Genomic DNA, 22,925 nt, shown 5'->3' with positions numbered 1-22,925 from the left:
GAGCCGGGCAATGATCGAATCCCCACTGGAATTCCCGAGTCACGGTACAACCTGTCGCGGTGTTCTTTACACGCCGGATGTCGATAGCAGGAATTTGCCGTGTGTCGTGATGGCGCATGGTTTTGGGCTGACTCATGCCAGTGGTCTGGCACCGTTTAAAGAAGCCTTCTGCAAGGCGGGTTATGCGGTCTTTGCCTTTGACTACCGCCATTTTGGTGAAAGTGATGGTCAGCCACGGCAGGCGCTGAGTGCTCGGAAGGAGGTGGCCGATTGGCTGGCGGCACTGAATTTTGTGCGGCAGCTGGATCGTATCGATGGGAGACGCATTTGCCTGTGGGGCACGTCGTTTTCGGGCGGGCTTGTGATTGCGGCCGCGGCAAAGGATGGCAACGTGCGATGCACCATCGCCCAGTGCCCGATGATGGATGGTTTGGCGTCTTTGATGAGTGTTGTCGATTATGCCGGCCCTATGCAGGCGGTGCGCCTGACCTGGTACGGAACGGTGGACTGGCTTCGTCGTGGGTTGGGGATGTCTCCCCGGTATATTGCCTCGGCCGCCCGCCCCGGCGAGTTGGGCATGATGACGGCTGAGGACTGCCAGGAGGGGTATGTGCCCTTGCTGGCCGACAATGCGTCGAATTACGTTGCAGCGGGCGTGAGTTACACGTTTCCCTTTTTCCGGCCCATCCAGTCGGCCAGCAAAGTCGCCTGCCCGGCACTGATGTTGATTTGCGACCAGGATACGGTCGCCCCCGCGAATGTTGCCGCCAAGGCGGCCGAGCGAATGCCGAACGCGGAAGTGAAGCACTATCCGGTCGGTCATTTTGATGTGTATCAGGGCGAGGCTCTGGAGCAGTCCATCGAGGACCAGCTTGATTTCCTGGCCCGGGCTTTCCGGTGAAAGTAAAAACCGGGGCAGAGCTATTTTGGATGGGGTTAAGGGCATAGAATTGGTGAATGGTATCGACTGGGTGCTGATATACACTCAGATTACAACCGCAGCGACAGGCCCTTACTATGAATGTGGATAAAGCAAAGAAGCGTATTGCGAAGCAGGTTAAGAAGGGCTTTCACGGCTATCCGTTGGTTTCGCTGGAGTACTTTGGTAAAGCGGACTTTGGCAAAACGCCGGATTCAGCCAGCGAGGTTGTGATTTCCTATACCGAGGAAGCGGGTGCGGATCCCCAGAAGCAGACGTTTGTAAGTGGCGGTGATGCCCGCGAAGACGAAACGATCCAATCCACCCTGCTGAAAATCATTGAGCGGGCCGATGCCAAAACGGTGACCGAGATTGACGGTATCTCCACTGTCCGGGAAAGCTGAAGGTTAGTGACCAGAATAGCCTCTCGCCGGCTCAACGACCTTGCAGCTGCCCCACATAGGCAGCAATAAAAGTCGTTTCCTGAAACGCCCTCAACAAACTACCACCGCATCGCTGCCCGTCAGCTCAACCCCGCAAACAATCATAGCCATTGCCCTCTGTGCCCCGGCTGTTGTCAGCCACAGCACTTCTTGAATTTGAGGCCGCTGCCGCAGGTGCAGACGTCGTTGCGGGAGGGCGATTTCGCCGTGGTAACCGTTCCTCCTTTGTTCAGGACAGCGGTGAGCTCGTTCAGACGACGGTATGCTCCATAACACTCTTCATGCTCAGTACCTGCCCCTCTTTCACGGTCTCCATGACGATGTAGCTCCGTGAATCATTCACCCCCGGCAGCGCCAGGATGGTTGCGCCCAACAGCGAACGGTAGTGTTCGACATCCGCCACCCTGGCCTTGATCAGGTAATCGAAATTGCCGGACACCAGGTGGCACTCCTGGACTTCCGGAACGTCGATGGCCGCTTCCTTGAACTGTGCGAACACGTCCGGTCCGGTTCGGGTCAGGCTGATCTCGACAAACACCGTGAGGCCGATACCCAATTTCCGGGCGTTGAGGATGGCACGGTAGTTCTTGATATAGCCGTCCCGTTCGAGCTTCCGGACTCTTTCCAGGCAGGGCGTCGGGCTCAGGTTCACCCGGTTGGACAACTCATGATTGGTGATCTTCGAATTGTTCTGCAGCTCATCCAGGATGGCCAGGTCGATACGATCCAGTTTCCGCATGGCGTTGCTCCTCATACCAGTATGTTTCGCCGAAATAGAAGAAAATACTGTAGTTGAGAAAACAAAAGGATCAAATCGTGAATTAGTAGTTTTATTCGGGATTTTATCCTGTCGGCCCTCTTTAGACTTTAAAACGTCAGCGTGACCCGCGGGTCGCGTTCATTCACTGCCCGACAGGAGCAAATGCCTATGATTGTGGGTGTACCCAAAGAGATCAAAAACAATGAATTCCGGGTTGGACTGACGCCAGAGGCGGTCCATGAGCTGGTTGCCCAGGGCCATTCGGTGGTGGTGCAGACTGGTGCCGGCGCGGGTATCGATCTTACCGATGAACAATACGAGTCAGCAGGCGCCAGGCTGGTCCCGTCGGCCGAAGCCGTCTTCGAACAGGCGGAGATGATCGTCAAGGTCAAGGAGCCACAGGCCAGCGAGCGGTCCCTGCTGCGGCCTCACCACACGCTGTTTACCTACCTGCATCTGGCGCCGGACGTACCTCAGACCAAAGACCTCCTGGCCAGCGGCGCTACCTGCATCGCCTATGAGACCGTGACGGACAGTAACGGCGCATTGCCGCTGCTGGCGCCCATGTCGGAAGTGGCGGGCCGTATGAGCATCCAGGCCGGCGCTCACTGCCTTGAGAGCTCCCGGGAAGGTCGGGGGCTGCTGCTCGGTGGTGTTCCCGGTGTGAACGCGGCCACGGTGGTGGTAATTGGCGGCGGCGTGGTGGGCTTCAATGCCACCCAGATGGCGGTTGGAATGGGCGCCCGTGTCACTGTGTTGGACACCTCCATTTCCGTGTTGCGCCGATTCGATGCGGTGTTTGGCAACCGGGTGCAGACCCTGTTTTCGTCCTCGAAGGCCGTTGCGGACGCCGTATCGCAGGCGGATCTGGTCATTGGTGGTGTGCTGATCCCGGGAGCGGCCGCGCCCAAGCTGGTCAGTCGCGAACTGATTTCCCGAATGAAGCCCGGCGCGGCGGTGGTGGATGTGGCCATCGACCAGGGCGGTTGCTTTGAAACCTCAACGCCGACGACCCACGCCGAGCCCACCTTCATTGTGGATGGTGTGGTTCATTACTGCGTGGCCAACATGCCCGGCGCGGTCGCCCGAACCTCCAGTTACGCCCTGAACAACGCCACGCTGCCCTATGTCCTCCAGATCGCCAACAAAGGGGCTCCCCGGGCACTGGCGGACAGCGCGGGGCTGCTGAACGGGTTGAATGTGGTCAATGGCGTGCTGACCTGCCCGTCGGTGGGCGCGGCCCAGGGTATCGAATCCGTGACCCCGGAACAGGGGCTGGCACTGATGCACTGATCCTTAACGCTCTACGCACCATACGACAACAACAAGAGGTATTGATCCAATGGATTCTGTGAGTTCTGTATTAGGGGACATCAACGCCATCGTCTGGGGTTGGCCCATGCTCATTCTCATTCTGGGCGTGGGCTTTTTTATGAGTCTTGGCCTGAAACTGATGCCGATCCTGCGCATCGGCACCGGGTTCAAACTGCTCGCCGGCGGCGTCAAGGTCGGTAAGGATGACGAGCAGACCGGTGAGGTGTCGCCTTTCCAGGCGCTGATGACCGCCATGGCGGCCACGGTTGGCACCGGGAACATTGCGGGCGTTGCCACGGCGGTGTTCCTCGGCGGCCCGGGCGCGCTTTTCTGGATGTGGGTGACCGCTCTGGTGGGTATGGCCACCAAGTATTCGGAAGCGGTGTTGGCCGTGCGGTTCCGCGAAGTGGATGAGGAGGGCAACCACGTCGGGGGCCCGATGTACTACCTGAAGAACGGCCTGGGCCGGCGCTGGGCCTGGCTGGGTTCCGCGTTTGCGATCTTTGGTGCCGTCGCCGGATTTGGTATTGGTAACACGGTTCAATCCAACTCCGTTGCCCAGGTCATCGAAACCAACTTTGGCGTGCCCGAACTGGCGACCGGCCTGGTGGTGATGGTGCTGGTGGGAGCCGTGTTGATGGGCGGAATCCGGCGCATCGGCTCAGTGGCCGGCAAACTGGTGCCGTTCATGGCCGTCGCCTACATCCTGGCCGGTCTGGTGGTGCTTGCCATCAATGCCGATCAGATCGGCCCGGCCATGGCGCTGATCCTTGAGAGTGCGTTTTCAGGGCACGCGGCGCAGGGTGGTTTTGCCGGGGCGGCCGTTTGGGCGGCCATTCGCTTCGGTGTCGCCCGTGGTGTGTTTTCCAACGAGGCCGGCCTGGGCTCTGCCCCCATCGCCCATGCGGCCGCCAAGACCCGGGACCCGGTTCGCCAGGGATTGATTGCCATGCTGGGTACCCTGCTGGACACCCTCGTCGTCTGCTCGGTCACCGGCCTGGTGATTGTCACCTCCGGAATCTGGGATTCCGGCGAGTCCGGCGCGGCATTGACCTCGGCGGCGTTCGGTCTTGCCTTGCCGGGGGTCGGGAATTATCTGGTCGCCATCGCGCTGGCGTTGTTCGCCTTCAGCACCATCCTGGGCTGGTCGTTCTATGGCGAGAAATGCGTGGAGTTCCTGTTCGGCACCCGGGCGATCAAGCCGTTTCGGGTGCTGTGGATCCTCGCCGTTCCCCTCGGCGCGGTTCTCAGCCTGGATTTTGTCTGGTTGGTGGCCGATACGCTGAATGCGCTGATGGCCTTGCCCAACCTGATTGCCATCATTGCCCTCAGCCCGGTGGTCTTCCGGCTGACGCGGGATTACTTTGAGCGCCAGACGCAGGGTGTGCCCGTGGAATCCCCGGGAGCCGGTTCCTGAGGCCAGACGCTGACGCAGGATCAAAAGGGGGCGGATTGACTTCAGGAGGGTCAGTCTGCCCCCTTTACACTTTGTAACATGTTGAAATATAAATAAAAGGTAAGGGTGGCATCGCGTGTATTTCTGATAGTCTCGGAGTGGTTCACAAACCTGGTATGTGACTGATGGGACGATGGAGCCACTGGATTCCTACCCGTCATACCGGGCAGGTCAGACCACCTGAACAATGGGATTTACATCAATGAACATGAAATCACTGCTCGTTTTTCTATCTCTGAGTGCCACCTCATTGGGTGCCGTTGCGGATGACACAGCCGACGCCGCGCTGGGTGGCGGTATTGGCGGAGCCATTGGGGCTGCCATCGGCAACGAGGTAGGTGGCAGGGACGGTGCTATTCTCGGCGGTGCCGTCGGTGCGGCAACGGGAACAGCCATTACCACCAGAGACCATGATAGAGAATACTATCGCGAACATGATCGCCGTCGTCATGACTATGATTATGACGATCGCCGGTCTTACCGGAAGTCTGGTGGCCATTTCTGCCCACCGGGCCAGGCGAAAAAGGGCAGGTGCTGAAACGCGACAAGCCTGCAATTTGATCTTTGCGCCTCAGAAAAAGCCTTCCTCTAACGGGAAGGCTTTTTTTTCGACCCTGAACCGCCTGCTGAGGTAGTGGGGTATTCCGGTTATGGGGGCCTCTTCCAAGCGCTTGCGCTGTGAGATCTGTAGTACTCCCTTAATACCCGCTTAATCACTGCCGCTGCTACTGTTTCCAAACGCACAAAACAAGCACAAGGAGACAGCCATGAGCGGGAAGAAGATTCTGATGATCACCGGTGATTTCACCGAAGACTACGAAACCATGGTGCCCTTCCAGGCACTGCAGGCCGTGGGCCATACGGTTCATGCCGTGTGCCCGGACAAGAAAGCGGGCGACACCGTGGCGACAGCCATCCACGACTTCGAGGGCGACCAGACCTACACCGAAAAACCGGGCCATCGGTTTGCCCTGAATGCGGATTTCGAGGGGCTGGACCCGGCTAATTACGACGCGCTGGTGGTGCCCGGCGGTCGCGCCCCGGAGTACCTTCGCCTGAATAAGGAGGTGCAGAAGCTGGTTCGTCATTTCTTCGAGACCAATAAGCCGGTGGCGGCGATCTGCCACGGTGCCCAGTTGTTGGCCGCCGCGGGGGTTCTCGAAGGCCGCAAGTGCTCGGCCTACCCGGCCTGCCAGCCGGAAGTGGAACTGGCCGGCGGAACCTTCGCCGGTATCGAGGTTGATCAGGCGGTCACCGATGCTAATCTGGTAACAGCGCCCGCGTGGCCCGCCCACCCGGCCTGGCTGGCGCAGTTCTTCAAGTTGCTGGACCAGTAACGCAACCGGGGCCAGTCCACCGGCCCCTCAGTACTTTCCATCACTCTCCATCGCTTCCAGGGAGGTCGTCATGTGCAAGCTCTTCATCAACGCCGATCCCGAGCTTTGGGTCAGCCGGACCCACTCCCTGCGTATTGATGGCATGGTAACGAGTGTGAGGATGGAAAACGCCTTCTGGCAGGTGTTGGCCGAGTTGGCCGAACGGGATGGCATGAACCTGCCGCAGATGATCACCCGGCTGTACCACGAATCCATTGATGCCGGCCATGATCTTGGTAACTTCACGTCCTTCCTTCGGGTGTGTGCGCTCCGCTACCTTGAGCTGCAACTGAGCGGCGACGTCCCCAGGGACGCCCGGGTACCGATTGCTTCACTGGATGCTGACCGAATTCTGGCCGGCACGACCGGTGAAGCGGCCATGCCGGACGTAGTGACGAAAGCAAAGCACTGACGTCGAACTGAATACCGCGACACCCCGTTTTTGTCCCCTTGGGGCGTCGCTTGCGCTGGACACCGATGATCCCCGATTCGGCGCGATCCTTTAAGATTTCTGATAATACGCATGGTCCGATAAGGGATGACACCGTATGGTTAGGATTCTATCTTTTGTGGAGATCTCCCTTGTCGCACCTGCACCTGGCCATCCTGCTGGGCATGACGGTGGCAATCGGGCCACTGGCGCTCGACGCTTACTTGCCCGCGTTCCCGGACATCGCCGACAGTCTGGGTATTGATCATGGGCACGTGGGGCTGACGCTCAGCGCCTATGTCACCACGCTCGGTCTGGCGCAATTGGTTGGCGGGCCCCTGTCCGACCGGTATGGCCGTAAGCCCGTGCTTGTCGGAGGGCTGTTGATCTTTGCTGCCGGTGCAATGTTGGTATCCCTGGGAGAAACCCTGTCTGAGCTGATGGTCTGGCGTGTCGTGCAGGGAGTTGGCGGGGCCTTCTGCGCTGTATCGGTGCCGGCCATCGTTCGCGACGAGGTCAGCGGGCAGGATGCTGCTCGATTGTTCGGGCTCATCGGGCTGATCATGTTCATCGCCCCGGCGGCTGCGCCCTCTCTGGGGTCGCTGATGCTGGCGCTGGGCGAGTGGCAGTGGATATTCCTGATGCTGGCCGGCTATGCCGTCTTCCTTGTCCTGATTCTCAATCTGGCCCTTTTCCCGAAGCTGCAGCCAAGGCCACGGACAGCCACTCCGGTTCGTACCCTTGTGACAAACTACCTGCTGGTAATGAAGCACAGGACCACAATGCGGTTTATCGGTATCCAGGTGCTCTGCTTTAGTACCATGCTGCTTTTCATTACTCATTCCTCGTTCATTTATCAACAATGGTACGGCCTATCCAACGGCACCTTTGCTGTGTTGTTTGCCGCCAATATTGCCTTCATGGCGGGGCTGAACCTGGTGAATCGTCCTCTGCTGAGAAAGTTTGCGTCGGTGCAGCTGGTGCGCGCCCAGGTCATCGCTCAATGGCTGGCTCTGATCGTGCTGACGACAACGGTTTTTTCCGAGGGGTCACTCTGGCTGGTGGCGAGCTGCATCATTGTCGCAATTGGCTGTCAGGGCGGCATCGTGCCCAATAATATGGCCAACGCCATGGAGTTTTTTCCTCAGCTCAGTGGCACGGCGGCGGCCCTGCTGGGCGCATCCCAGTTCACCATTGCGGGGGCCATCAGCACCCTTTCCTCGGTGTCCGGGGATCCAACGCTGCCGACCATTGTCATGTCCATGCTCGCCTGTTCAACGGGCGCGGTTCTGCTCGCCCTGGGCGCACCACGGGCGGTTGCCGAGGAGAGAGCAGCCGGTCTGTAACAATTTTGATGCAAGGATGGTCAATCTTGTTTGGGGGAGGGGAATTGAACCAACCCTTGGGGCTATCGACGTAATCAATTAGACAGTATTTAAGCCTGTCCTCAGGGGGGTAGAGCTATCGAGGCTTGCCGTTACATCAGCGGTACTCGAATGGCTTTTCGAGCATTATTCGGTCAATAGTGCCATCCGTGCGCATATCGGCGATCGCATTATCGATATCTGCCAACAAATGGGCAGCACGCCCGGCTTTTGCCAGCCCTATTCGGAAACCGGCAGGCTCAAAGGGCCCGTCCCTTGAGATCACGCGGGCTCTTAAAAGGGGGTAGTCGTGAAGTGAATAATTTGCGGCCATACGGTTAACCAGAACAACGTCAATCCAGCCACGATCCAGTCGCTTGAAATTGCTCTGAATGGAAGGCCCCTCATCCAGAGTCAGGTTCAAATGAGCCACCGCCTGATTAAACGGCTCGCCATAATTGAAACCTGTCACCACGCCTATTCTGAGCCCCTGCAAATCAGCGAAGGTCAACCTCGAACGGGCGTGCGGGCTGTCCTTTCGGTACCAAAGCAGGTTGGCATCCGAGATGATCGGGCCACTCATAAGGAGGAACTGCTTTCGCTCCTCGTTCTCGGTGAGCAGCATAATGCCGTCAACATCGCCATCTTGCGCCATTTGCAGGCACCGGAGCCAGGGAAGGATCCGCAGGTCCAGGGATTGCTTTGTTCGCCGTGATATCTCTTCCATAAAATCAATCGCATATCCGCCAATAGCACGACCGTTAGTATCGCCATAGCTATACGGGGGCCAATGGCTGTTGCAGAAAACCAACGGATGGCTGGATGACTCATCACTGCGGACAGGCTGAGCACAGAGAAGCAGGAAGAATAAGAAAAAACCGCCAACTTTCATCCGGATGCACTCAAAAGTAATTGGTCTCGACAGTGCGTAACCGGAGACTGACAATCGACGTCTCGGACGCCCAGTCTGTTATCGACAACGTTATTATAGTCCCAGAAACAATCCCGGCCCAATCGCTAAGTTAGGCTGGAGGCCACCAATATCCAATTTGTGGCTACCCTTTTAATAAGGTCAATTGAGAAGGCCGCGGCCTTGTGGCCGCGACTGGGTGGGGTGGACTATTTCTCGACCTGTTCGAGATATCCGACCAGCCGATCTTTGTTCGTCGCGGCTGCGGCGGTCACTTCATCGACGGCGGTTTTCGCAGAATCATAATTCACCGGTTCACCCACTTGAATGACGCCGGCCATATTCAATGGGGCGTGAGGAGTGCATTTGTAGACATACACGCCTTCCTCATTGAGTGTTACCGTAATCTCCTTATTGATGGCTCCCTGCCAACCTTCCGCACCCTCTGGCACTTCGACAGAGACCGAGTTATGGGCGGGATCGGTGAGGACAAATTTGACGGTATCACCCGGTTCAGCCTTCAAGAACCCGGGCTCAAAAACCATGGCACCGTCAGCGCCGGCGTTTTTCATTTCGACAACATGTTCGGCTGCCATCGCGGTGCCGGAAATCAGTGTCAGTGCAACTGCGGCTAAACCGTGTTTGAAGATTGGTTTCATACTGGCTTCACCTCATTGATGGGTCATTGAAATCCTAAGGGTTTACGCATCCTGTCCATGGCGGGATTCGTTGCGGGGCTAAGGGCATGTCCTTATGGGAAGTACCTCCGTGTTTCCCCAATGACGAGGGCTTTATGCACCACCAGACGATTACCGACGACACCTTGAGGATGGGCGTTGATGCTCTGGCTGAAAGGGATCCCGATCTTCACAAGGTCCGAGCCCGGCTTGAAACGCTTGACGATGAACAGGGCCGCAGTCACCTTTTAGACGTACCCGGATTGGGTCCCTGGACAGTCGACATTTACTACATGATGGCGCTGCGACGGCCGGATGTCTGGCCTCAGGGCGATCTGGCACTGGCATCCGCGATACAGGACATCAAGCAGCTGGATGCCCGGCCAACGAGAGGGGGACAACTGGGGTTTGCCGAGCAATGGGCGCCGTGGCGAGCGGTCGCCGCCCGCCTGCTTTGGATGCATTATCTGGACGCCAGAGGTCAATGAAGGAGAGATCGTGATCAACGAAACCGATATGAAACACCTGGCCCGCTGCGTGGAACTGGCCTCGATGGCGGTTGATAGCGGGAACCCGCCTTTCGGCTCTGTGCTGGTGGATGAAACCGGTGCCGTCAGGTACGAGGGCCACAATGAAACCGCTGGCGGTGATGAAACCCGCCACCCCGAGTTCGAAATAGCGCGCTGGGCCGCCGCCAATATGACGCCGGATGAGCGAGCCGCCTCAACCGTGTATACCTCAGGCGAACACTGCCCGATGTGCGCGGCAGCCCATGGCTGGGTAGGGCTGGGGCGAATCGTCTATGCGAGTTCGTCAGAACAGCTTTCAAGCTGGCTGGACGAACTCAACGTGGCGCCACCGCCCGTCGCGACCCTGCCCATCAATCAGGTGGTTCCGGGCGTTCCCACTGAGGGCCCCTTCTCCGAGCTTGCAGACGCCTTGCGAGAGCTGCATCGCCGTTATGCGTTGGCCGAGCGGTAAGATTCAGAAGCAGCGGGAGGACGACAGTGCTGATCGTGGATCCGGACAGCTGGACACTGTTACAGAGCGTGGGGGTGTTCAGTGTCTGTGCCCTGGTGATCGCTATCGCGGGAACACGCATCACACGCGTGGTCGACCAGCTTGCCGACCGGACCGGGCTGGGTGAGGCGACAGCTGGCGCCGTGCTTCTGGGGGCAGCGACATCCTTGAGTGGAGCGGTGCTCTCGGTCACGGCAGCCTACCGGGGGCATCCGGAGTTGGCTGTCAGTAATGCTCTTGGGGGTATCGCGGTACAGACCTTTTTCCTGGCCATTGCCGACATTGTCTATCGTCGTGCGAACCTGGAACACGCGGCTGCCTCAGCCCCGAACATGATGCAGAACGGACTGCTGATCGCGCTCCTGGCGTTGATCCTTCTGGCACCGAGCCTGCCGGATGTGACCGTCTGGAGCATCCACCCCGTTACTCCGATACTGCTTGGCTTCTATTTCTACGGCACCCGGCTCATCCAGAGTGCCGGCGACAAACCCATGTGGCACCCCTCCGTTACCGGTGATACCAAGCAGGACGAACCGGAGAGCAAGAACCAACTGGCATCAATGAGCCGTCTCTGGACAGAATTTGCAGTGTTCATGGCAACGCTCGGAGTGGCCGGCCTGGTAATGGAGCCCGCCGCCACGGCGATCAGCTCGGAAGCCGGGTTGAGCCAGACAATCGTGGGTGTTCTTCTGACGGCAATCAGTACGTCCATTCCGGAGCTGGTCACGTCAGTGGCTGCGGTAAGGCGGGGCGCGCTCACACTCGCGGTGGCCGGCATCATCGGCGGGAATGCCTTCGATACGCTGTTCATGGCCGCCTCTGACATCGCCTACCGGGACGGCTCGATCTACCACACGATGACTGCCGACTCGGAACGTTGGGTCGCCCTGACCCTGCTGATGGCGGCCATCCTGATCATGGGGCTGATACGTCGGGAACGCTATGGTCTCGGACGAATCGGGGCCGAGAGTGTGGCGATCATGGTGCTCTACGGGCTTGGTGTGGTGTTGATGTTCACTGGCTGAATGTCCAGGCCAATACCCTCGTAATCTTATTGCCCTGCTTCATCTCTATTTCCCGTACATCAGTTGCACCGAGCTTACGAATCATCTTCTTTACGGGCTTAACATTCTCTGCTTTTGAAACCAGGCTGGTAAACCAGCGGCATTGCGTTGAGTACACCTGGCTTTTTCTTACCAGCTTTTTTAGAAACAGCTGCTCGCCACCCTTACACCAAAGCTCTGCTCCCAATCCGCCAAAGTTCAGTGTGGGGGATTGGTTTTTTGCTTTTCGCTCCCCGCGACTACGAGCAAGGTTATTGAGTTTAAGCTGGCTACCTTTCAGTGCTTCATCAAGCGAGGCATGGAAGGGCGGGTTGCATACGCTGACGTCAAAGAACTCACCTGCTTGAATGATCCCTTCAAACATGTGGTTTTTATCGGGTTGCGTGCGCAGCGTGAAGCGGTCTTTGAGCGTGGGGTTGTTGGCGATAATCGTGGCGACGTTCTCAAGCGACTCCGTGTTAATGTCGCTACCGACACACTCCCAGCCGTAAATCTGGCAGGCCAGTATCGGGTAGATGCCATTTGCTCCAGTGCCTACATCGAGCAGCTTGATGTTGGGCTGCTCAGGCCCAAGCAAGTCGGCAATGTAGTGGATATAGTCGGCTCTGCCCGGGATGGGAGGGCAAAGCGCGCCATCTGGTATATCCCAGTGGGCAATGTCGTAGTATCGGTTTAATAACGCGGCGTTGAGCGTCTTTACGGCCAATGGGTCAGCGAAATCGATGGAAAGGTCGCCGTGAGTGTTCGGTTTTACATGGGGCGCTAGTGCCGGGTGGCTTTTTATGAGAGCAGGGAAGTCATAGCCCTGGTTGTGTCGATTCCTCGGGTGCAGACCTTTGCGAACCGGCCTGGCCTGGTTTTTTTGACTTCGATGGAGGGTGCTCACAGTAATCCTTTCAGGTGCCGCAACCGTGAAGCTGCCCTACATAGGCTGCGGTAAAAGCCGTCTCCTGGAAAGCCTTTAAACCCGTGTCGGCAAACGCAATGGGCAGCGGGTTGGCGGCCAGGGTGGACTTGATCAGTGCCGGCGGCAGCAGGGTCACCGTCAAATCAATGCCGGTGATCAGTTGAATGGCCGCTTCCATTTTAAAGCTGATGGCACCGCCGGCAAATTTGCCTTTTGGCATCCGCTCTTTGATCGCGACACGGGTGACCCCGTACTCGGCCATTAGCTCCGCAAAGGCCGCCTGGAACCGCTTCAGATCTTCACGGCTGTGGTTTTTCGGCAGGGACAGTTTGCGCACCTTGCATTCCGGCAGGTTGAACTGCCCCCTGTCCATATTCAGCAAACACACCACCGCATCGCTGCCCGTCAGCTCAACTCCGCAAACAATCATAGCCATTACCCTCTGTGCCCCGGCTGTCGTCAGCCACAGCACTTCTTGAATTTGAGTCCACTACCGCAGTTGCAGAGGTCGTTACGGGAGGGCGATTTTGCCGTGGTGACCGTCCCTCCTTTATTCAGGATAGCGGTGAGCTCGTTGATGGATTCAACGGCGCCCTCGCGGGTATCAACGAAAATAGTCGCGTGCAGCTTCGCCCTGGCCACCTGGGCCTCAACCTCCTGCTTGCGCGCTTCACTCGTAACCACCAGCGTTAGCGGATACTTCCGGCTGCCACTCTTTTGGCTGGCGTTGGTCTGAAAGCCGCCGTAAGCGGTGTGGTGCTGGCGGGCGTCCTGCCGACCCTTGAAGAAAAATTTATCTGACATGCTGATATCCTGATGGGGAGAATGCCCAGGCGACTGCCGGGAGGCATCTTTTAGCATGCTTGCGGAAACGGTGATATAGGGAAAGCCGGAACAGGTTTGTTTTTGTTCTTTCCGCCGGGCGCTGGAGATTAAACCGGTTCTGGTTATCAATAAAAAAGGCAGCCGAGGCTGCCTTTTTTCATCACGTATTGGCTGTTACTTACAGGCCAATAACGTTCTCTGCCTGCGGGCCTTTCTGGCCCTGGGTCACGGTGAACTCAACTTCCTGGCCTTCGGCCAGAGTTTTGAAACCGCTACCCTGAATAGAGCTGTAGTGAACAAAGACGTCTGCGCCGCCTTCACGAGTGATAAAACCAAAACCTTTTGCTTCGTTGAAGAACTTAACGTTGCCGGTAATTGTAGACATAAATAGCTATCCTGAAATTAATCAATAAGGTGCCGCCAAAGGATCGTTGTGATCTTTGATCAGCGATATGCGGGAAACAAAAAAACGTGCAGGATCAAAAACAGGACAAAAGGTGTGGCAACACAAGAGGTCTTATTCGTGAAATGCTTTGCTAAATCTTTCCAACGGAAGAGACGGTACGCTAATTAACAGGCCCTGCATAGCAAAGTTTTCGGATCTGGGGAAAATCACTATGTCCCGGTTTCAGTGCCCGGGGCCTCCCAGCAGTTTGTTGGGCAGGAAAGGACTCGCTCGCCAGTTTGTCCACGTTTTGCCGGTCGTCGTTTCCGCGCCTCCGCCGCTGCTGGTTATAATGATCTACTTGGCCACGGTGGCATTATCCAGGGCCTGGAAGAAGCCCTGGAGGTCTTGAAAGGTTCGGACGTGGTCCTGGGTTGAACGAAATCGCCGGATTTTCGATTTTCAGCGACTGTTAGGGAGGCAACTTGGATGGCGACGATAAAACCTGGTGGCCTGGGGATTAAAACACGCCTGTTTCAGGTCATTTTCGAATCCGATACCCGCCTGGCCAAGGGCTTTGATGTTTTCCTGGTGCTGCTGATATTCCTCAGCGTCGGGATAATTCTCCTGGACAGTGTTCCGGAATATCACGCCCGTTACGGTGAGCTTTTTTATGTTGTGGAATGGGGCGTAACGCTGCTGTTCACCCTTGAGTTGGCGCTACGCATCTATTGCCTGGAAAAACCGAAGCTTTACCTGAAAAGCTTCTATGGTGTTATCGACGTTCTGGCCGTCTTGCCTACCTGGCTGGCGCTATTGTTCCCGGGTGCGCAGACTCTCGTCGTCGTGCGTTTACTACGGACCCTGCGTCTGTTTCGGGTTCTGGAAATGATGACGGTCGTAGGCGAGGGCCGGCTGTTGATGGGCGCCCTGATTCGCAGCCGGCACCAGATCCTGCTTTTCCTGTTTGCCGTACTGATGCTCGTGACCATCTTCTCTTCGCTGCTCTATCTCATTGAGCCGGCCGAGGCGGGCTTCACCAGTATTCCCAAATCCATCTACTGGGGAGTCGTGACACTGACAACCGTGGGCTACGGCGATATAACGCCGGTGACGGCCTGGGGCCAGTTTATTTCCATGATGATCATGCTGACGGGCTACTCGATCATTGCGCTTCCCGTCGGGGTTTTTTCCGCGGAAGTGATTCGCACCCTGCGTGCGGAACGCTACTCCGATGAAGCCTGCCCGGGATGCGGTAAACATCGACATGAAATCGACGCCAAATATTGTAAACACTGCGGCACCTGGCTTGATGAAGAGAAGCCCGACCCGCGCAGCTTCGGATGATGTTGTTCGAGCCAGATTTATCGGGCTCACAGGTAAAGGTGCCGGTTTTTGCTAGTATGGCCGCCTCTTTATCCGGATAGCGATTAAGCTCTGCAAATGAATGCTCCTTTCAAGCTGCGGCCTTACCAGCAGGAAGCGGTCGATGCCACGCTGAGGCACTTCCGCCAATCCGATGAGTCTGCCGTCATCGTGTTGCCCACCGGTGCGGGTAAGAGTCTGGTCATTGCCGAGCTGGCCCGCCTCGCCAAACGCAAGATTCTGGTGCTGACCCACGTAAAAGAGCTGGTGGAGCAGAATCACGCCAAGTACCAGAGTTATGGGCTGGAAGGCGGCATCTTCTCTGCGGGGCTGAAACGAAAGGAAAACCGGCATCAGGTGACTTTTGCCAGTGTGCAGTCGGTATCGGCGAACCTGGATCAGTTCCGGGCTGAGTACTCACTGGTCATCATCGATGAGTGTCATCGGGTCAGTGGTGAGGAAACCAGCCAGTACCAACGAATCATTGAGCTGCTACGGCAGCAGAATGACGCCCTCAAGGTACTCGGGCTGACCGCCACACCCTATCGCCTGGCCATGGGGTGGATCTATCGCTATCACTACCGGGGCTTTGTTCGCGGCTCGGGTGACGAGCGGGACAAGCCTTTCCAGCATTGCATCTACGAACTGCCGTTGAGCTACATGATCAACCGGGGGTACCTCACCAAGCCCGAGTTGGTGAACGCGGCGGTGGCGCAATACGATTTCTCCGCACTGGCTCAGGACCGCTTTGGCGAATACGCCGAGAAGGACGTCAACCAGCTGCTGAGCAAACACAAGCGGGTGACTCGCGCCATCATCGAGCAGGTGATGGAACTGGCCGCTGAGCGCCAGGGGGTGATGATCTTTGCGGCCACGGTGGAGCATGCCCGGGAGATCACCGGCTATCTGCCGGAACGCCAGACCGCCCTGGTGACCGGCGCGACCGATCGGAAGGATCGGGACCGGCTGATCCAGCACTTCAAACAGCGGCAGTTGAAGTATCTGGTGAATGTGTCCGTGCTCACCACGGGCTTTGATGCGCCCCATGTGGACGTTATCGCCATTCTTCGGCCGACCCAGTCGGTCAGCCTGTACCAGCAGATTGTGGGCCGCGGGCTTCGCCTGGACGACGGCAAGCAGAATTGTCTGGTGATTGATTACGCGGGCAACCACGTGAACCTGCATCACCCGGAAGTGGGGGAGCCGAAACCGAACCCCGACAGTGAGCCGGTGCAGGTGTTCTGCCCGGGTTGTGGCTTCGCCAATATCTTCTGGGGCAAAACCGACAGTGACGGTCGCGTGGTTGAACATTACGGACGCCGGTGTCAGGGGCTGCTGGAACCTGCGGATGGGGTTCAGAATGAGCGCCCGCAACAGTGCGACTACCGTTTCCGATTCAAGGAGTGTCCGCACTGCGGCGTCGAGAACGATATCGCGGCCCGCAACTGCCACCGGTGCCAGAAAGCGATCATCGATCCGGATGATCAGCTGCGGGACGCCCTGAAACTCAAGGATGCCATGGTGATCCGTTGCGCCGGGATGACGTTGAGCACGCCGACCGGCAAAAACGACAGCACACTGAGAATTACCTATCACGGTGAAGATGGGGAGGAGCTCAGCGAGTCGTTTGATTTCGGCAAGCCGGCGCAGCGAACCGTCTTCAACAAGCTGTTCGGGCGTCGGTTCGCGAACAGCCAGGCCCCGAAAGCGTTCAGCAGGGCGGATGAGGTGCTTGAGATGCAAGCCTTGCTGGCGGCACCGGATTTTGTGATTGCCCGCAAGCAGAAGCACTATTGGCAGGTGCAGGAACGGATCTTTGATTATCAGGGTCACTATCGGAAGGCGAATGAGGCGTGAGGCTGGCGGGGAGCGCTCAGCCGCACGTTTTCAATCTCAATAACGAGGTCTTATCTGAACGCAGGCTGGTGCGGTTTACCGGCAGCAACCCGCTTCATCCACGCCATATCCAGCGGTACCAGCACGTTCAGGGCGAACAGCACCCAGCCCAGGGGCTGAAGGGTTGCCGCGAACCAAACCATCAGGGCAATGGACAGCAGGGCCCAGCTCACATCCACCACAATCATCAGGTTGAAATATTTCTCGTGCCACCGTTCATTCATCGCCATGGCGGCCATATCCACGCACCACAGCAGCATCACAACGCCGACCACCAGGTAGAAGGTGGCGCCGGGGCCGCCGGCCAACTGGGCAATGGGCTCTGCGGCCAGGATGAGCGCCAGCGCCAGGGGCGTGGAGAGGAAGACATCGCTCAGGATGATCTGCTTCACACTGAATTGACGGACGAAGTTTTTCATGGAGTCACCTCAATCGGGTTTCGCAATGGGTTGGACTACACTACAAAGCTTCTACCCGGGTGGTGATTGTCTCAATTACCTGTGAGGTAATGGTTTGGCCTACCCTCGGTCAGGATAATGGCTGAACACTTGGTATTAGCAGGGAACCCAATGAGCACCTGTTGCAGGGGCACATGCCGTACCCGGCGGTGGTGTTCGACAACGAGTATTATCTGGTGATGGCCAACCAGGCCATGCAGGCGATGATGGCCCGCATGGTGGCGTTGGGCGCCGAGTTTCCGGCCCGGCCCAACTTCCCGCTGTCGCTGTTGGATAGCAAGGGTATGAAACCCTTCGTGGGCGATTGGGAGAACATCGCCTGCCACATGTTGCAACGTCTTTACCATGAGCATCTCGCCGGCCCCTTCCGGGACCAGCCCAACCGGTTGCTGGAGCAGGCCCTGGCGATGCCGGGTGTGCCTGAAAACTGGAAAAGCCACGTGGTGGAACACCTGGACTACCCGGCGATTCCCTTCACCCTGAATCTGGGGGATCAACAGCTCAGAATCTTTTCCACCATCGCAACCATTGGCACGCCCCTGGATGTCACCGCCCAGAATTTGCGGATTGAGCATTTCTTTCCGATGGATGAGCCTACCAAGGCATATTGGCAAGGCTGAGGTGTTATCTCTTTCTCCCCTGAAGTCAGCGCCGCGGCCGGTTATAATGGCGTACTTTTAACCGTCGCAGAGAACCCTATGCCAATCGAAAAGAATCAAGTGGTCTTGTTTCACTACAGCGTTCGTGATGACCAGGGCAACGTTATTGAAGACTCCCACGGCGGCGAGCCGAACGCCTACCTGCATGGCCACGGTGGCGTTATCCGGGGACTGGAAGAAGCCCTGGACGGTCGCGACGCCGGCGATACCTTCAGCGTTACCGTCACGCCGGACAAAGCCTACGGTCCGCGCAAGGATGATGCCCTGCAACGTGTGCCAATCAAGCATCTGGTCGGTGCCAAGCGCTGGAAAAAGGGAATGATCGCGCAGGTGCAAACCGAGCAGGGTCCGCGCCATGTGGTTGTCGTTAAGGTCGGGCACAAGTTTGCCGATGTCGATACTAACCATCCGATGGCCGGTAAGACCCTGACCTTCGATCTCGAAATCCTTGACGTTCGCGCCGCCGATCCGGAAGAAATCGCGCATGGCCACGTGCATGGGCCGGGTGGCCATCACCACTGAGGGCAGAGGGGGCGTGAGCATTCAAATCGGCGTCATCGCAGACACCCACAGCAAAATGCGCCCCGAAGCCCTGGCGGTAAACGAAGACGGTGTCACGGGTGACACCATCGAATTACCGGTTTAATCCATTCAGGCAGTGTCCATCATGAAATCAATCGCTCTGGCGGCACTGTTAGTCGTCCTTTTGGGGGCTATCGGTGTTCAGTATTACATCACGTCCGTCCCTGCGCTCGAGGCGCCGATCACCGTCGGTGAGGTCCGGGAAGTGCAGTCGGAACACTCGCTGGTGGTGACACTGGTGGACAGAGACGGGCAGCGATTTACCGTCGGTCTGAGGGGCGATACCGCCAAACCGCAGGAAGCCGCGCTTTTCTACATCCGGAATCCGGATGTCATTCCCTATGTGTTCTGGCCGGGTCTTCGGAGCAATGATGAGAAGCGGGTTCTGGAACTGCTGGAGAATCTGATCGAATCGAGCGCGTCAGACGTTGACGCCGTTCGCCGCATTCACTCGGTCTTGAAGGCGCGCAACTGACGGCCTCTTCGGGCGCCACGTGCACCGGGGCCATGAACCAGCGTGGGTCGTAGGCGCCAATGGGGAGCAGTGCCAGATCGATGGGCGCAAACAGCTCGCCAATGTCGCGAAACACCGGCCCATAATCGGTATCACCGCCGAAATAGAACCGATAGCCGTCCATCTCCAGGAGCCAGCTACACCATAGCGAGGTGTTGGTATCCGTCGGGGTTCGTCCGCTGAAGTGCTGGGTGGGCAGGCAGAACACCTCGTTGTTGTTGGCCAGTGGCGTCGATTGCCACCAGTCCAGTTCTACCAGGTTTTGGATGCCGCGCTTCTACCCTTTGGGAACCGGCGGCCGGGGGCCAGCTGCCAGCGCAGGAAGTCACCCAACCCATGGCGGGGCACCGGGGCCAGGTTTCGATATCGGCCCCCGTGGAAATGGGGCTCTGCGGCAAGCTCGGCGAGGCGTTCACGGTCGATGGGGGTTCTGTGGTTGCTGGTCATCGTTCTTTCGCTTTCCGAAATTCCTTAGGACTGGCACTGTGTCTGATAGAGCATATCAGCAGACAGGTGATCCAATGACGTTTGAGCATATTGTTCAGATAAACGACCTGACGAAGCCAGAGCTACCGATTCTGACTCGATTCCAGTTGTGGGAGGGCTTGGTGCTCAGAGCCCGGCGGCCAGACAAGTTTCTGGTGGGCGTTGATGAATTCGAGATTCTTGAACAGAAACCGGCCTATATGAAACGGTGCCTGCAGCTGCCGGGACTGGCGGTATGTGACGAAGTCACGTTTTGGTCGGAGGCGAGAATAGAGTACCGAACCCTGCCAACAGATACGGATCCGGCGGCAACGCTTGTCATGGATATCGAAGAGCCGGAACCGGGATCGCTTTTTGTCCGTTTCCGATACCGCTCAGCAAGCATCGAGAGCGGACGAGATGCGATGCCTTACGACCAGTACCTCCACGAGGCCTATGTGGCCACAGATATTGAAACGATTGAGATTATCCGGGAGCTGGCGGCGACAGGGGTGTTCTGACGTCGTCTTTATTGGGGCTTCGAATAAGGGAGCTTTTGGGTGAAACTGTGCGACGGCGCCATAGGAAATGAAACAGGTTAAACGGATGAAGCCGCTCTTTTTGGTCGTTGTCTACATTGCCGTTGTCACATTGCCACTGATTCTGTCCGTGTGGCTCGGAGGGCCGCCGCGCCAATTCCATCAGGAACTGGCATCCGGCCTCGGCATGCTCGCCTTCTCAATGATCCTCATGGAATTCATCCTGTCCGGCCGGTTCAAGGCCATTTCAAAGGGCATCGGCATGGACGTGACCATGCGCTTTCACCAGATCATGGCGCGCACGGCATTGGTCTTCGCGCTGCTGCACCCGTTCCTTTACCAGGGGACACCGTCCGGCGGTCCGCGCCCCTGGGACCCCACGCGCGCACTGACGATCACGACCGATTTTTCCGCTCTGTCGACCGGCATTGTCGCCTATCTGCTGCTTGCCGGGCTTGTTGTCATGGCCATCGGGCGGACCCAACTGGGCTACAAATACGAGACATGGCGCCTGTTACACGGGCTCGGCGCGCTTTTGATCGCGGTTCTGCTGTTGCATCACACCGTGTATGCGGGGCGCTATGGATCGCAGCCTGTGATGACCTGGGTGTGGTTGGCACTGACGGGCGTAGCGGTTGGGTCACTGCTGTCTGTTTACCTGGTGGTTCCCATTTGGCAAAAGGCTCGCCCCTGGCGTGTGAGCTCCGTGGTCCAGTTGACGCCAAAACAGTGGGAGGTGACCGTGGAACCTGACGGTCATCGGGGCCTTGATTACAAAGCCGGGCAATTTGTCTGGCTGAACGTGGGGCACAGCACTTTCTCGATGAATGAAAACCCGTTTTCCATCTGCTCAGCGCCGGCGGCCGGACCGGAACTATCCTTCATGATCAAGGAGCTTGGCGACTTCACACGAACCGTTGGCCAGATAGAAGCTGGAACAATGGCCTACGTTGACGGCCCTTATGGCAACCTTTCTGTTGATGCTCGCACTGAGCCTGGGGTCGCTCTCATCGCCGGTGGCGTAGGGCTTGCTCCGCTGTTGGGCATACTCCGGCAAATGCGCCTGACCGGCGATTCGCGCAAGGTGAAGGTGATCTATGGAAATCGCAAGATCGATCAGATTGCCTATCGTGAGGAGTTGGACGCGGAGGACACAGTCTATGTGCTGTCAGAACCGCCAGAAACCTGGCATGGGGAGACAGGCTTCATAGATGCAGCGCTGATGGATCGCGTTTTTTCAGAGCAAGAGTTCAGCGAATGGGGCTTCGTGATGTGCGGGCCGGCGATCATGATGGATATCGTTGAAGAGCATCTGATTGGGCGGGGCACGCCCTCCCACCGAATTCTGTCGGAGCGGTTCAACTATGACTGATCCGGCCAAGCATTTGAGCCAGCGGCGACGGGTGGTGATGCTCACGCCATACAATTTCATCCAGTTTCGGATAGTATGGGCCATTGAAGTTGGTTAATAAGCCAACAATTACCTTGGAGAACAGAATGAGCAAGAAACCTGAAAAAGTAACCTTAACGTCCGCCACGATTGAAGAGCAGACGGCTGCTTTTCTAAAGTCAGGCGGTGCCGTTGAGTATGTTGGCAAGGGTAAGAGCGGGCAGATCGCCTCTTCCAGTTCAAAGCAGATTAACCTGAAAAAGTAACAAGGGCAGACTGATCTCGCCCCGGTTTATTTTAAAAGTCATCCCGAATATCTTTTGGTGCGTTCGAGTTGAGAATTGTCGCGAAAGCTCTGATAGGGACGTTTGCAGCTCTGGCCGTTTCGCTTGCCTGGTCTGATAGCCAGGCCGAGGAATCGCTCACGGTGACGATTGCCGCACCGGCCTATTGGTGTCCGTATGCCTGTGATGCGGCTGGATCCCGCTCGGGGTTCAGCGTCGATATCGCCCGTGCTGCGCTGGAGTCCGAGGGATATGAGGTCGTGTATAAGAACCTGCCCTACGACCGGGCTCTTCGGGAGGCAGAGAACGGTCGTATTGACGCCATCGTCCCTGCGTTCAGGGGCGAGGCCCCCGATTTTATCTTTCCCGCCGATGCGGTGTCGCTCACCGAATACTGTTTCTACGTCCCGGAAGATGACCCCCACCGCTACACCGGCCAGGATTCACTCGAGAATCTGCGTTTCGTGGCTACTTCAGGCTACAGTTACGGTGAAGAAATGGATGCTTATATTGCCACCCATCAGGGTGAGCGCGTCACTCTGATCGGGGGCGGTGACGTGTCCAATCGCCTCCGGGAGCTTGTAAAACGGGAGCGCTTCGACGCACTTCTCGATGACCGGCTTCTGTTCGAATCCAGTCAGAACCGGGTGGGTCTGGTGAATGCCGGCTGTCTCGAGGAGCGCCATGCGGGTTACCTGGCACTTTCCCCGCAGGAGCCGGACCGATCAAACGCCATTGCCCGGGCTTTTGAGCGCGGCTTTAAGACTATTCGAGAGAATGGGCAGCTCGGCGAGATTCTGGAAATGTATGGGTTAGGCATCGAATTCGTGCCCGGCCTGAGCGCTCTGGACCGTGGGGCTAGAGATTGTGTGGCTATAGACTACAGTGTATTGGGATGAACGGTAACTCACGGATGGCGCCAG

30 protein-coding genes and 1 pseudogene are annotated in these 22,925 nt (G+C 57.5%); 19 read left to right on the top strand and 12 right to left on the bottom strand.

Annotated features, from left to right (window positions below; all coding sequences use genetic code 11):
* Positions 1-10: 10 nt before the first annotated feature.
* Positions 11-901 carry an alpha/beta fold hydrolase gene (locus tag KZO34_RS05955; RefSeq protein WP_219474348.1) on the top strand — a complete coding sequence of 297 codons (891 nt, stop codon included), beginning with the start codon at positions 11-13 and terminating at the stop codon, positions 899-901.
* 116 nt (positions 902-1,017) lie between these two features.
* Positions 1,018-1,323 carry a hypothetical protein gene (locus tag KZO34_RS05950; protein WP_219474345.1) on the top strand — a complete coding sequence of 102 codons (306 nt, stop codon included), beginning with the start codon at positions 1,018-1,020 and terminating at the stop codon, positions 1,321-1,323.
* Positions 1,324-1,496: 173 nt separating this feature from the next.
* On the opposite strand, the gene KZO34_RS05945 is transcribed toward KZO34_RS05950, so the two are convergent.
* Positions 1,497-1,595: an SEC-C metal-binding domain-containing protein gene (locus tag KZO34_RS05945; protein WP_257900332.1), complete on the bottom strand. Its 99-nt coding sequence runs from the start codon at positions 1,593-1,595 to the stop codon at positions 1,497-1,499.
* A 17-nt stretch (positions 1,596-1,612) separates the two neighbouring features.
* Positions 1,613-2,101 carry an Lrp/AsnC ligand binding domain-containing protein gene (locus KZO34_RS05940; RefSeq protein WP_374706517.1) on the bottom strand — a complete coding sequence of 163 codons (489 nt, stop codon included), beginning with the start codon at positions 2,099-2,101 and terminating at the stop codon, positions 1,613-1,615.
* 189 nt (positions 2,102-2,290) lie between these two features.
* On the opposite strand from KZO34_RS05940, the gene ald reads away from it, so the two are divergent.
* Positions 2,291-3,415, top strand: a complete 1,125-nt coding sequence (ald, locus tag KZO34_RS05935; protein WP_219474337.1) for an alanine dehydrogenase — start codon at positions 2,291-2,293, stop codon at positions 3,413-3,415.
* Positions 3,416-3,464: 49 nt separating this feature from the next.
* Positions 3,465-4,853: an alanine/glycine:cation symporter family protein gene (locus tag KZO34_RS05930; protein ID WP_219474333.1), complete on the top strand. Its 1,389-nt coding sequence runs from the start codon at positions 3,465-3,467 to the stop codon at positions 4,851-4,853.
* A 286-nt stretch (positions 4,854-5,139) separates the two neighbouring features.
* Here the strand turns inward: KZO34_RS05930 and KZO34_RS05925 are convergent, their stop codons facing one another.
* Positions 5,140-5,391, bottom strand: a complete 252-nt coding sequence (locus KZO34_RS05925) for a hypothetical protein (RefSeq protein ID WP_219474330.1) — start codon at positions 5,389-5,391, stop codon at positions 5,140-5,142.
* A 268-nt stretch (positions 5,392-5,659) separates the two neighbouring features.
* Here KZO34_RS05925 and KZO34_RS05920 point away from each other — a divergent pair, with 268 nt between their 5' ends.
* The 3 genes from KZO34_RS05920 (at position 5,660) to KZO34_RS05910 (ending at position 8,044) form a co-directional block, all read left to right on the top strand.
* A complete protein-coding gene (locus tag KZO34_RS05920) occupies positions 5,660-6,229 on the top strand; it encodes a DJ-1/PfpI family protein (RefSeq protein ID WP_219474327.1) in 570 nt (189 codons plus the stop codon).
* 70 nt (positions 6,230-6,299) lie between these two features.
* Complete coding sequence (locus KZO34_RS05915) at positions 6,300-6,680, top strand: ribbon-helix-helix domain-containing protein (protein WP_219474324.1); 381 nt, start codon at positions 6,300-6,302, stop codon at positions 6,678-6,680.
* 170 nt (positions 6,681-6,850) lie between these two features.
* On the top strand, positions 6,851-8,044 hold the full coding sequence (locus tag KZO34_RS05910) for a multidrug effflux MFS transporter (protein ID WP_219474322.1): 1,194 nt from the start codon (positions 6,851-6,853) through the stop codon (positions 8,042-8,044).
* 136 nt (positions 8,045-8,180) lie between these two features.
* On the opposite strand, the gene KZO34_RS05905 is transcribed toward KZO34_RS05910, so the two are convergent.
* Both KZO34_RS05905 and KZO34_RS05900 read right to left on the bottom strand, forming a co-directional pair.
* Positions 8,181-8,954 (bottom strand): substrate-binding periplasmic protein, encoded by a 774-nt coding sequence (locus KZO34_RS05905; protein WP_219474317.1) that lies wholly within the window; start codon positions 8,952-8,954, stop codon positions 8,181-8,183.
* 227 nt (positions 8,955-9,181) lie between these two features.
* Positions 9,182-9,631, bottom strand: coding sequence for a pseudoazurin (locus KZO34_RS05900; RefSeq protein ID WP_219474311.1), 450 nt, complete (start codon positions 9,629-9,631; stop codon positions 9,182-9,184).
* A 134-nt stretch (positions 9,632-9,765) separates the two neighbouring features.
* Between KZO34_RS05900 and KZO34_RS05895 the strand changes: the two genes are divergently transcribed.
* Genes KZO34_RS05895 through KZO34_RS05885 form a run of 3 tightly spaced genes read left to right on the top strand, consistent with a single transcriptional unit; the run spans position 9,766 to position 11,694 of the window.
* The gene (locus KZO34_RS05895; RefSeq protein WP_219474308.1) at positions 9,766-10,137 is read left to right on the top strand and encodes a DNA-3-methyladenine glycosylase family protein; all 372 of its coding nucleotides are present in this window, start codon (positions 9,766-9,768) and stop codon (positions 10,135-10,137) included.
* Positions 10,138-10,147: 10 nt separating this feature from the next.
* Positions 10,148-10,630, top strand: coding sequence for a nucleoside deaminase (locus KZO34_RS05890; protein ID WP_308318775.1), 483 nt, complete (start codon positions 10,148-10,150; stop codon positions 10,628-10,630).
* A 26-nt stretch (positions 10,631-10,656) separates the two neighbouring features.
* Positions 10,657-11,694 carry a sodium:calcium antiporter gene (locus KZO34_RS05885; protein ID WP_219474304.1) on the top strand — a complete coding sequence of 346 codons (1,038 nt, stop codon included), beginning with the start codon at positions 10,657-10,659 and terminating at the stop codon, positions 11,692-11,694.
* On the opposite strand, the gene rlmF is transcribed toward KZO34_RS05885, so the two are convergent.
* From rlmF to KZO34_RS05865, 4 genes are all read right to left on the bottom strand, one after another.
* Complete coding sequence (gene rlmF / locus KZO34_RS05880) at positions 11,684-12,619, bottom strand: 23S rRNA (adenine(1618)-N(6))-methyltransferase RlmF (protein ID WP_219474301.1); 936 nt, start codon at positions 12,617-12,619, stop codon at positions 11,684-11,686. The genes KZO34_RS05885 and rlmF overlap by 11 nt on opposite strands.
* A gap of 10 nt (positions 12,620-12,629) precedes the next feature.
* A complete protein-coding gene (locus KZO34_RS05875) occupies positions 12,630-13,070 on the bottom strand; it encodes a DUF3010 family protein (protein ID WP_219477197.1) in 441 nt (146 codons plus the stop codon).
* Positions 13,071-13,099: 29 nt separating this feature from the next.
* A complete protein-coding gene (locus KZO34_RS05870) occupies positions 13,100-13,444 on the bottom strand; it encodes a PBPRA1643 family SWIM/SEC-C metal-binding motif protein (protein ID WP_219474297.1) in 345 nt (114 codons plus the stop codon).
* A gap of 199 nt (positions 13,445-13,643) precedes the next feature.
* Positions 13,644-13,850 carry a cold-shock protein gene (locus tag KZO34_RS05865; protein WP_219474292.1) on the bottom strand — a complete coding sequence of 69 codons (207 nt, stop codon included), beginning with the start codon at positions 13,848-13,850 and terminating at the stop codon, positions 13,644-13,646.
* Positions 13,851-14,339: 489 nt separating this feature from the next.
* Between KZO34_RS05865 and KZO34_RS05860 the strand changes: the two genes are divergently transcribed.
* Together KZO34_RS05860 and KZO34_RS05855 are read left to right on the top strand one after the other, a co-directional pair.
* Positions 14,340-15,197: an ion transporter gene (locus tag KZO34_RS05860; protein WP_219474289.1), complete on the top strand. Its 858-nt coding sequence runs from the start codon at positions 14,340-14,342 to the stop codon at positions 15,195-15,197.
* Positions 15,198-15,293: 96 nt separating this feature from the next.
* Positions 15,294-17,072: a DEAD/DEAH box helicase gene (locus tag KZO34_RS05855; protein WP_219474284.1), complete on the top strand. Its 1,779-nt coding sequence runs from the start codon at positions 15,294-15,296 to the stop codon at positions 17,070-17,072.
* Between the two features lie 50 nt (positions 17,073-17,122).
* On the opposite strand, the gene KZO34_RS05850 is transcribed toward KZO34_RS05855, so the two are convergent.
* Positions 17,123-17,530 (bottom strand): hypothetical protein, encoded by a 408-nt coding sequence (locus KZO34_RS05850; RefSeq protein WP_219474281.1) that lies wholly within the window; start codon positions 17,528-17,530, stop codon positions 17,123-17,125.
* A gap of 161 nt (positions 17,531-17,691) precedes the next feature.
* On the opposite strand from KZO34_RS05850, the gene KZO34_RS05845 reads away from it, so the two are divergent.
* The 3 genes from KZO34_RS05845 to KZO34_RS18645 all read left to right on the top strand — a co-directional run bounded on the left by KZO34_RS05845 (position 17,692) and on the right by KZO34_RS18645 (position 19,285).
* Positions 17,692-18,189 carry an MmyB family transcriptional regulator gene (locus KZO34_RS05845; protein ID WP_257900210.1) on the top strand — a complete coding sequence of 166 codons (498 nt, stop codon included), beginning with the start codon at positions 17,692-17,694 and terminating at the stop codon, positions 18,187-18,189.
* Positions 18,190-18,267: 78 nt separating this feature from the next.
* Positions 18,268-18,750 (top strand): FKBP-type peptidyl-prolyl cis-trans isomerase, encoded by a 483-nt coding sequence (locus tag KZO34_RS05840; RefSeq protein WP_219474277.1) that lies wholly within the window; start codon positions 18,268-18,270, stop codon positions 18,748-18,750.
* 145 nt (positions 18,751-18,895) lie between these two features.
* The gene (locus KZO34_RS18645) at positions 18,896-19,285 is read left to right on the top strand and encodes a hypothetical protein (RefSeq protein WP_257900209.1); all 390 of its coding nucleotides are present in this window, start codon (positions 18,896-18,898) and stop codon (positions 19,283-19,285) included.
* A gap of 49 nt (positions 19,286-19,334) precedes the next feature.
* Here the strand turns inward: KZO34_RS18645 and KZO34_RS18640 are convergent.
* A pseudogene (locus KZO34_RS18640) lies at positions 19,335-19,532 on the bottom strand (MBL fold metallo-hydrolase); the annotation flags it as partial.
* Positions 19,533-19,576: 44 nt separating this feature from the next.
* Entirely contained in the window at positions 19,577-19,771 is a 195-nt protein-coding gene (locus KZO34_RS18635; protein WP_257900208.1) for a hypothetical protein, read from the bottom strand.
* 74 nt (positions 19,772-19,845) lie between these two features.
* On the opposite strand from KZO34_RS18635, the gene KZO34_RS05830 reads away from it, so the two are divergent.
* The 4 genes from KZO34_RS05830 (at position 19,846) to KZO34_RS05815 (ending at position 22,901) form a co-directional block, all read left to right on the top strand.
* The gene (locus tag KZO34_RS05830) at positions 19,846-20,310 is read left to right on the top strand and encodes an AtaL-like protein (RefSeq protein WP_219474274.1); all 465 of its coding nucleotides are present in this window, start codon (positions 19,846-19,848) and stop codon (positions 20,308-20,310) included.
* Between the two features lie 67 nt (positions 20,311-20,377).
* Positions 20,378-21,700, top strand: coding sequence for a ferredoxin reductase family protein (locus KZO34_RS05825; RefSeq protein ID WP_219474270.1), 1,323 nt, complete (start codon positions 20,378-20,380; stop codon positions 21,698-21,700).
* A 125-nt stretch (positions 21,701-21,825) separates the two neighbouring features.
* Positions 21,826-21,984: a hypothetical protein gene (locus KZO34_RS05820; protein WP_219474267.1), complete on the top strand. Its 159-nt coding sequence runs from the start codon at positions 21,826-21,828 to the stop codon at positions 21,982-21,984.
* 68 nt (positions 21,985-22,052) lie between these two features.
* Positions 22,053-22,901 (top strand): substrate-binding periplasmic protein, encoded by an 849-nt coding sequence (locus tag KZO34_RS05815; protein WP_219474264.1) that lies wholly within the window; start codon positions 22,053-22,055, stop codon positions 22,899-22,901.
* Positions 22,902-22,925 lie beyond the last annotated feature (24 nt).

Source organism: Marinobacter sp. F4206 (genome assembly GCF_019392195.1).
GTDB lineage: Bacteria > Pseudomonadota > Gammaproteobacteria > Pseudomonadales > Oleiphilaceae > Marinobacter.
This window is presented reverse-complemented; position numbering and strand designations above follow the sequence as displayed.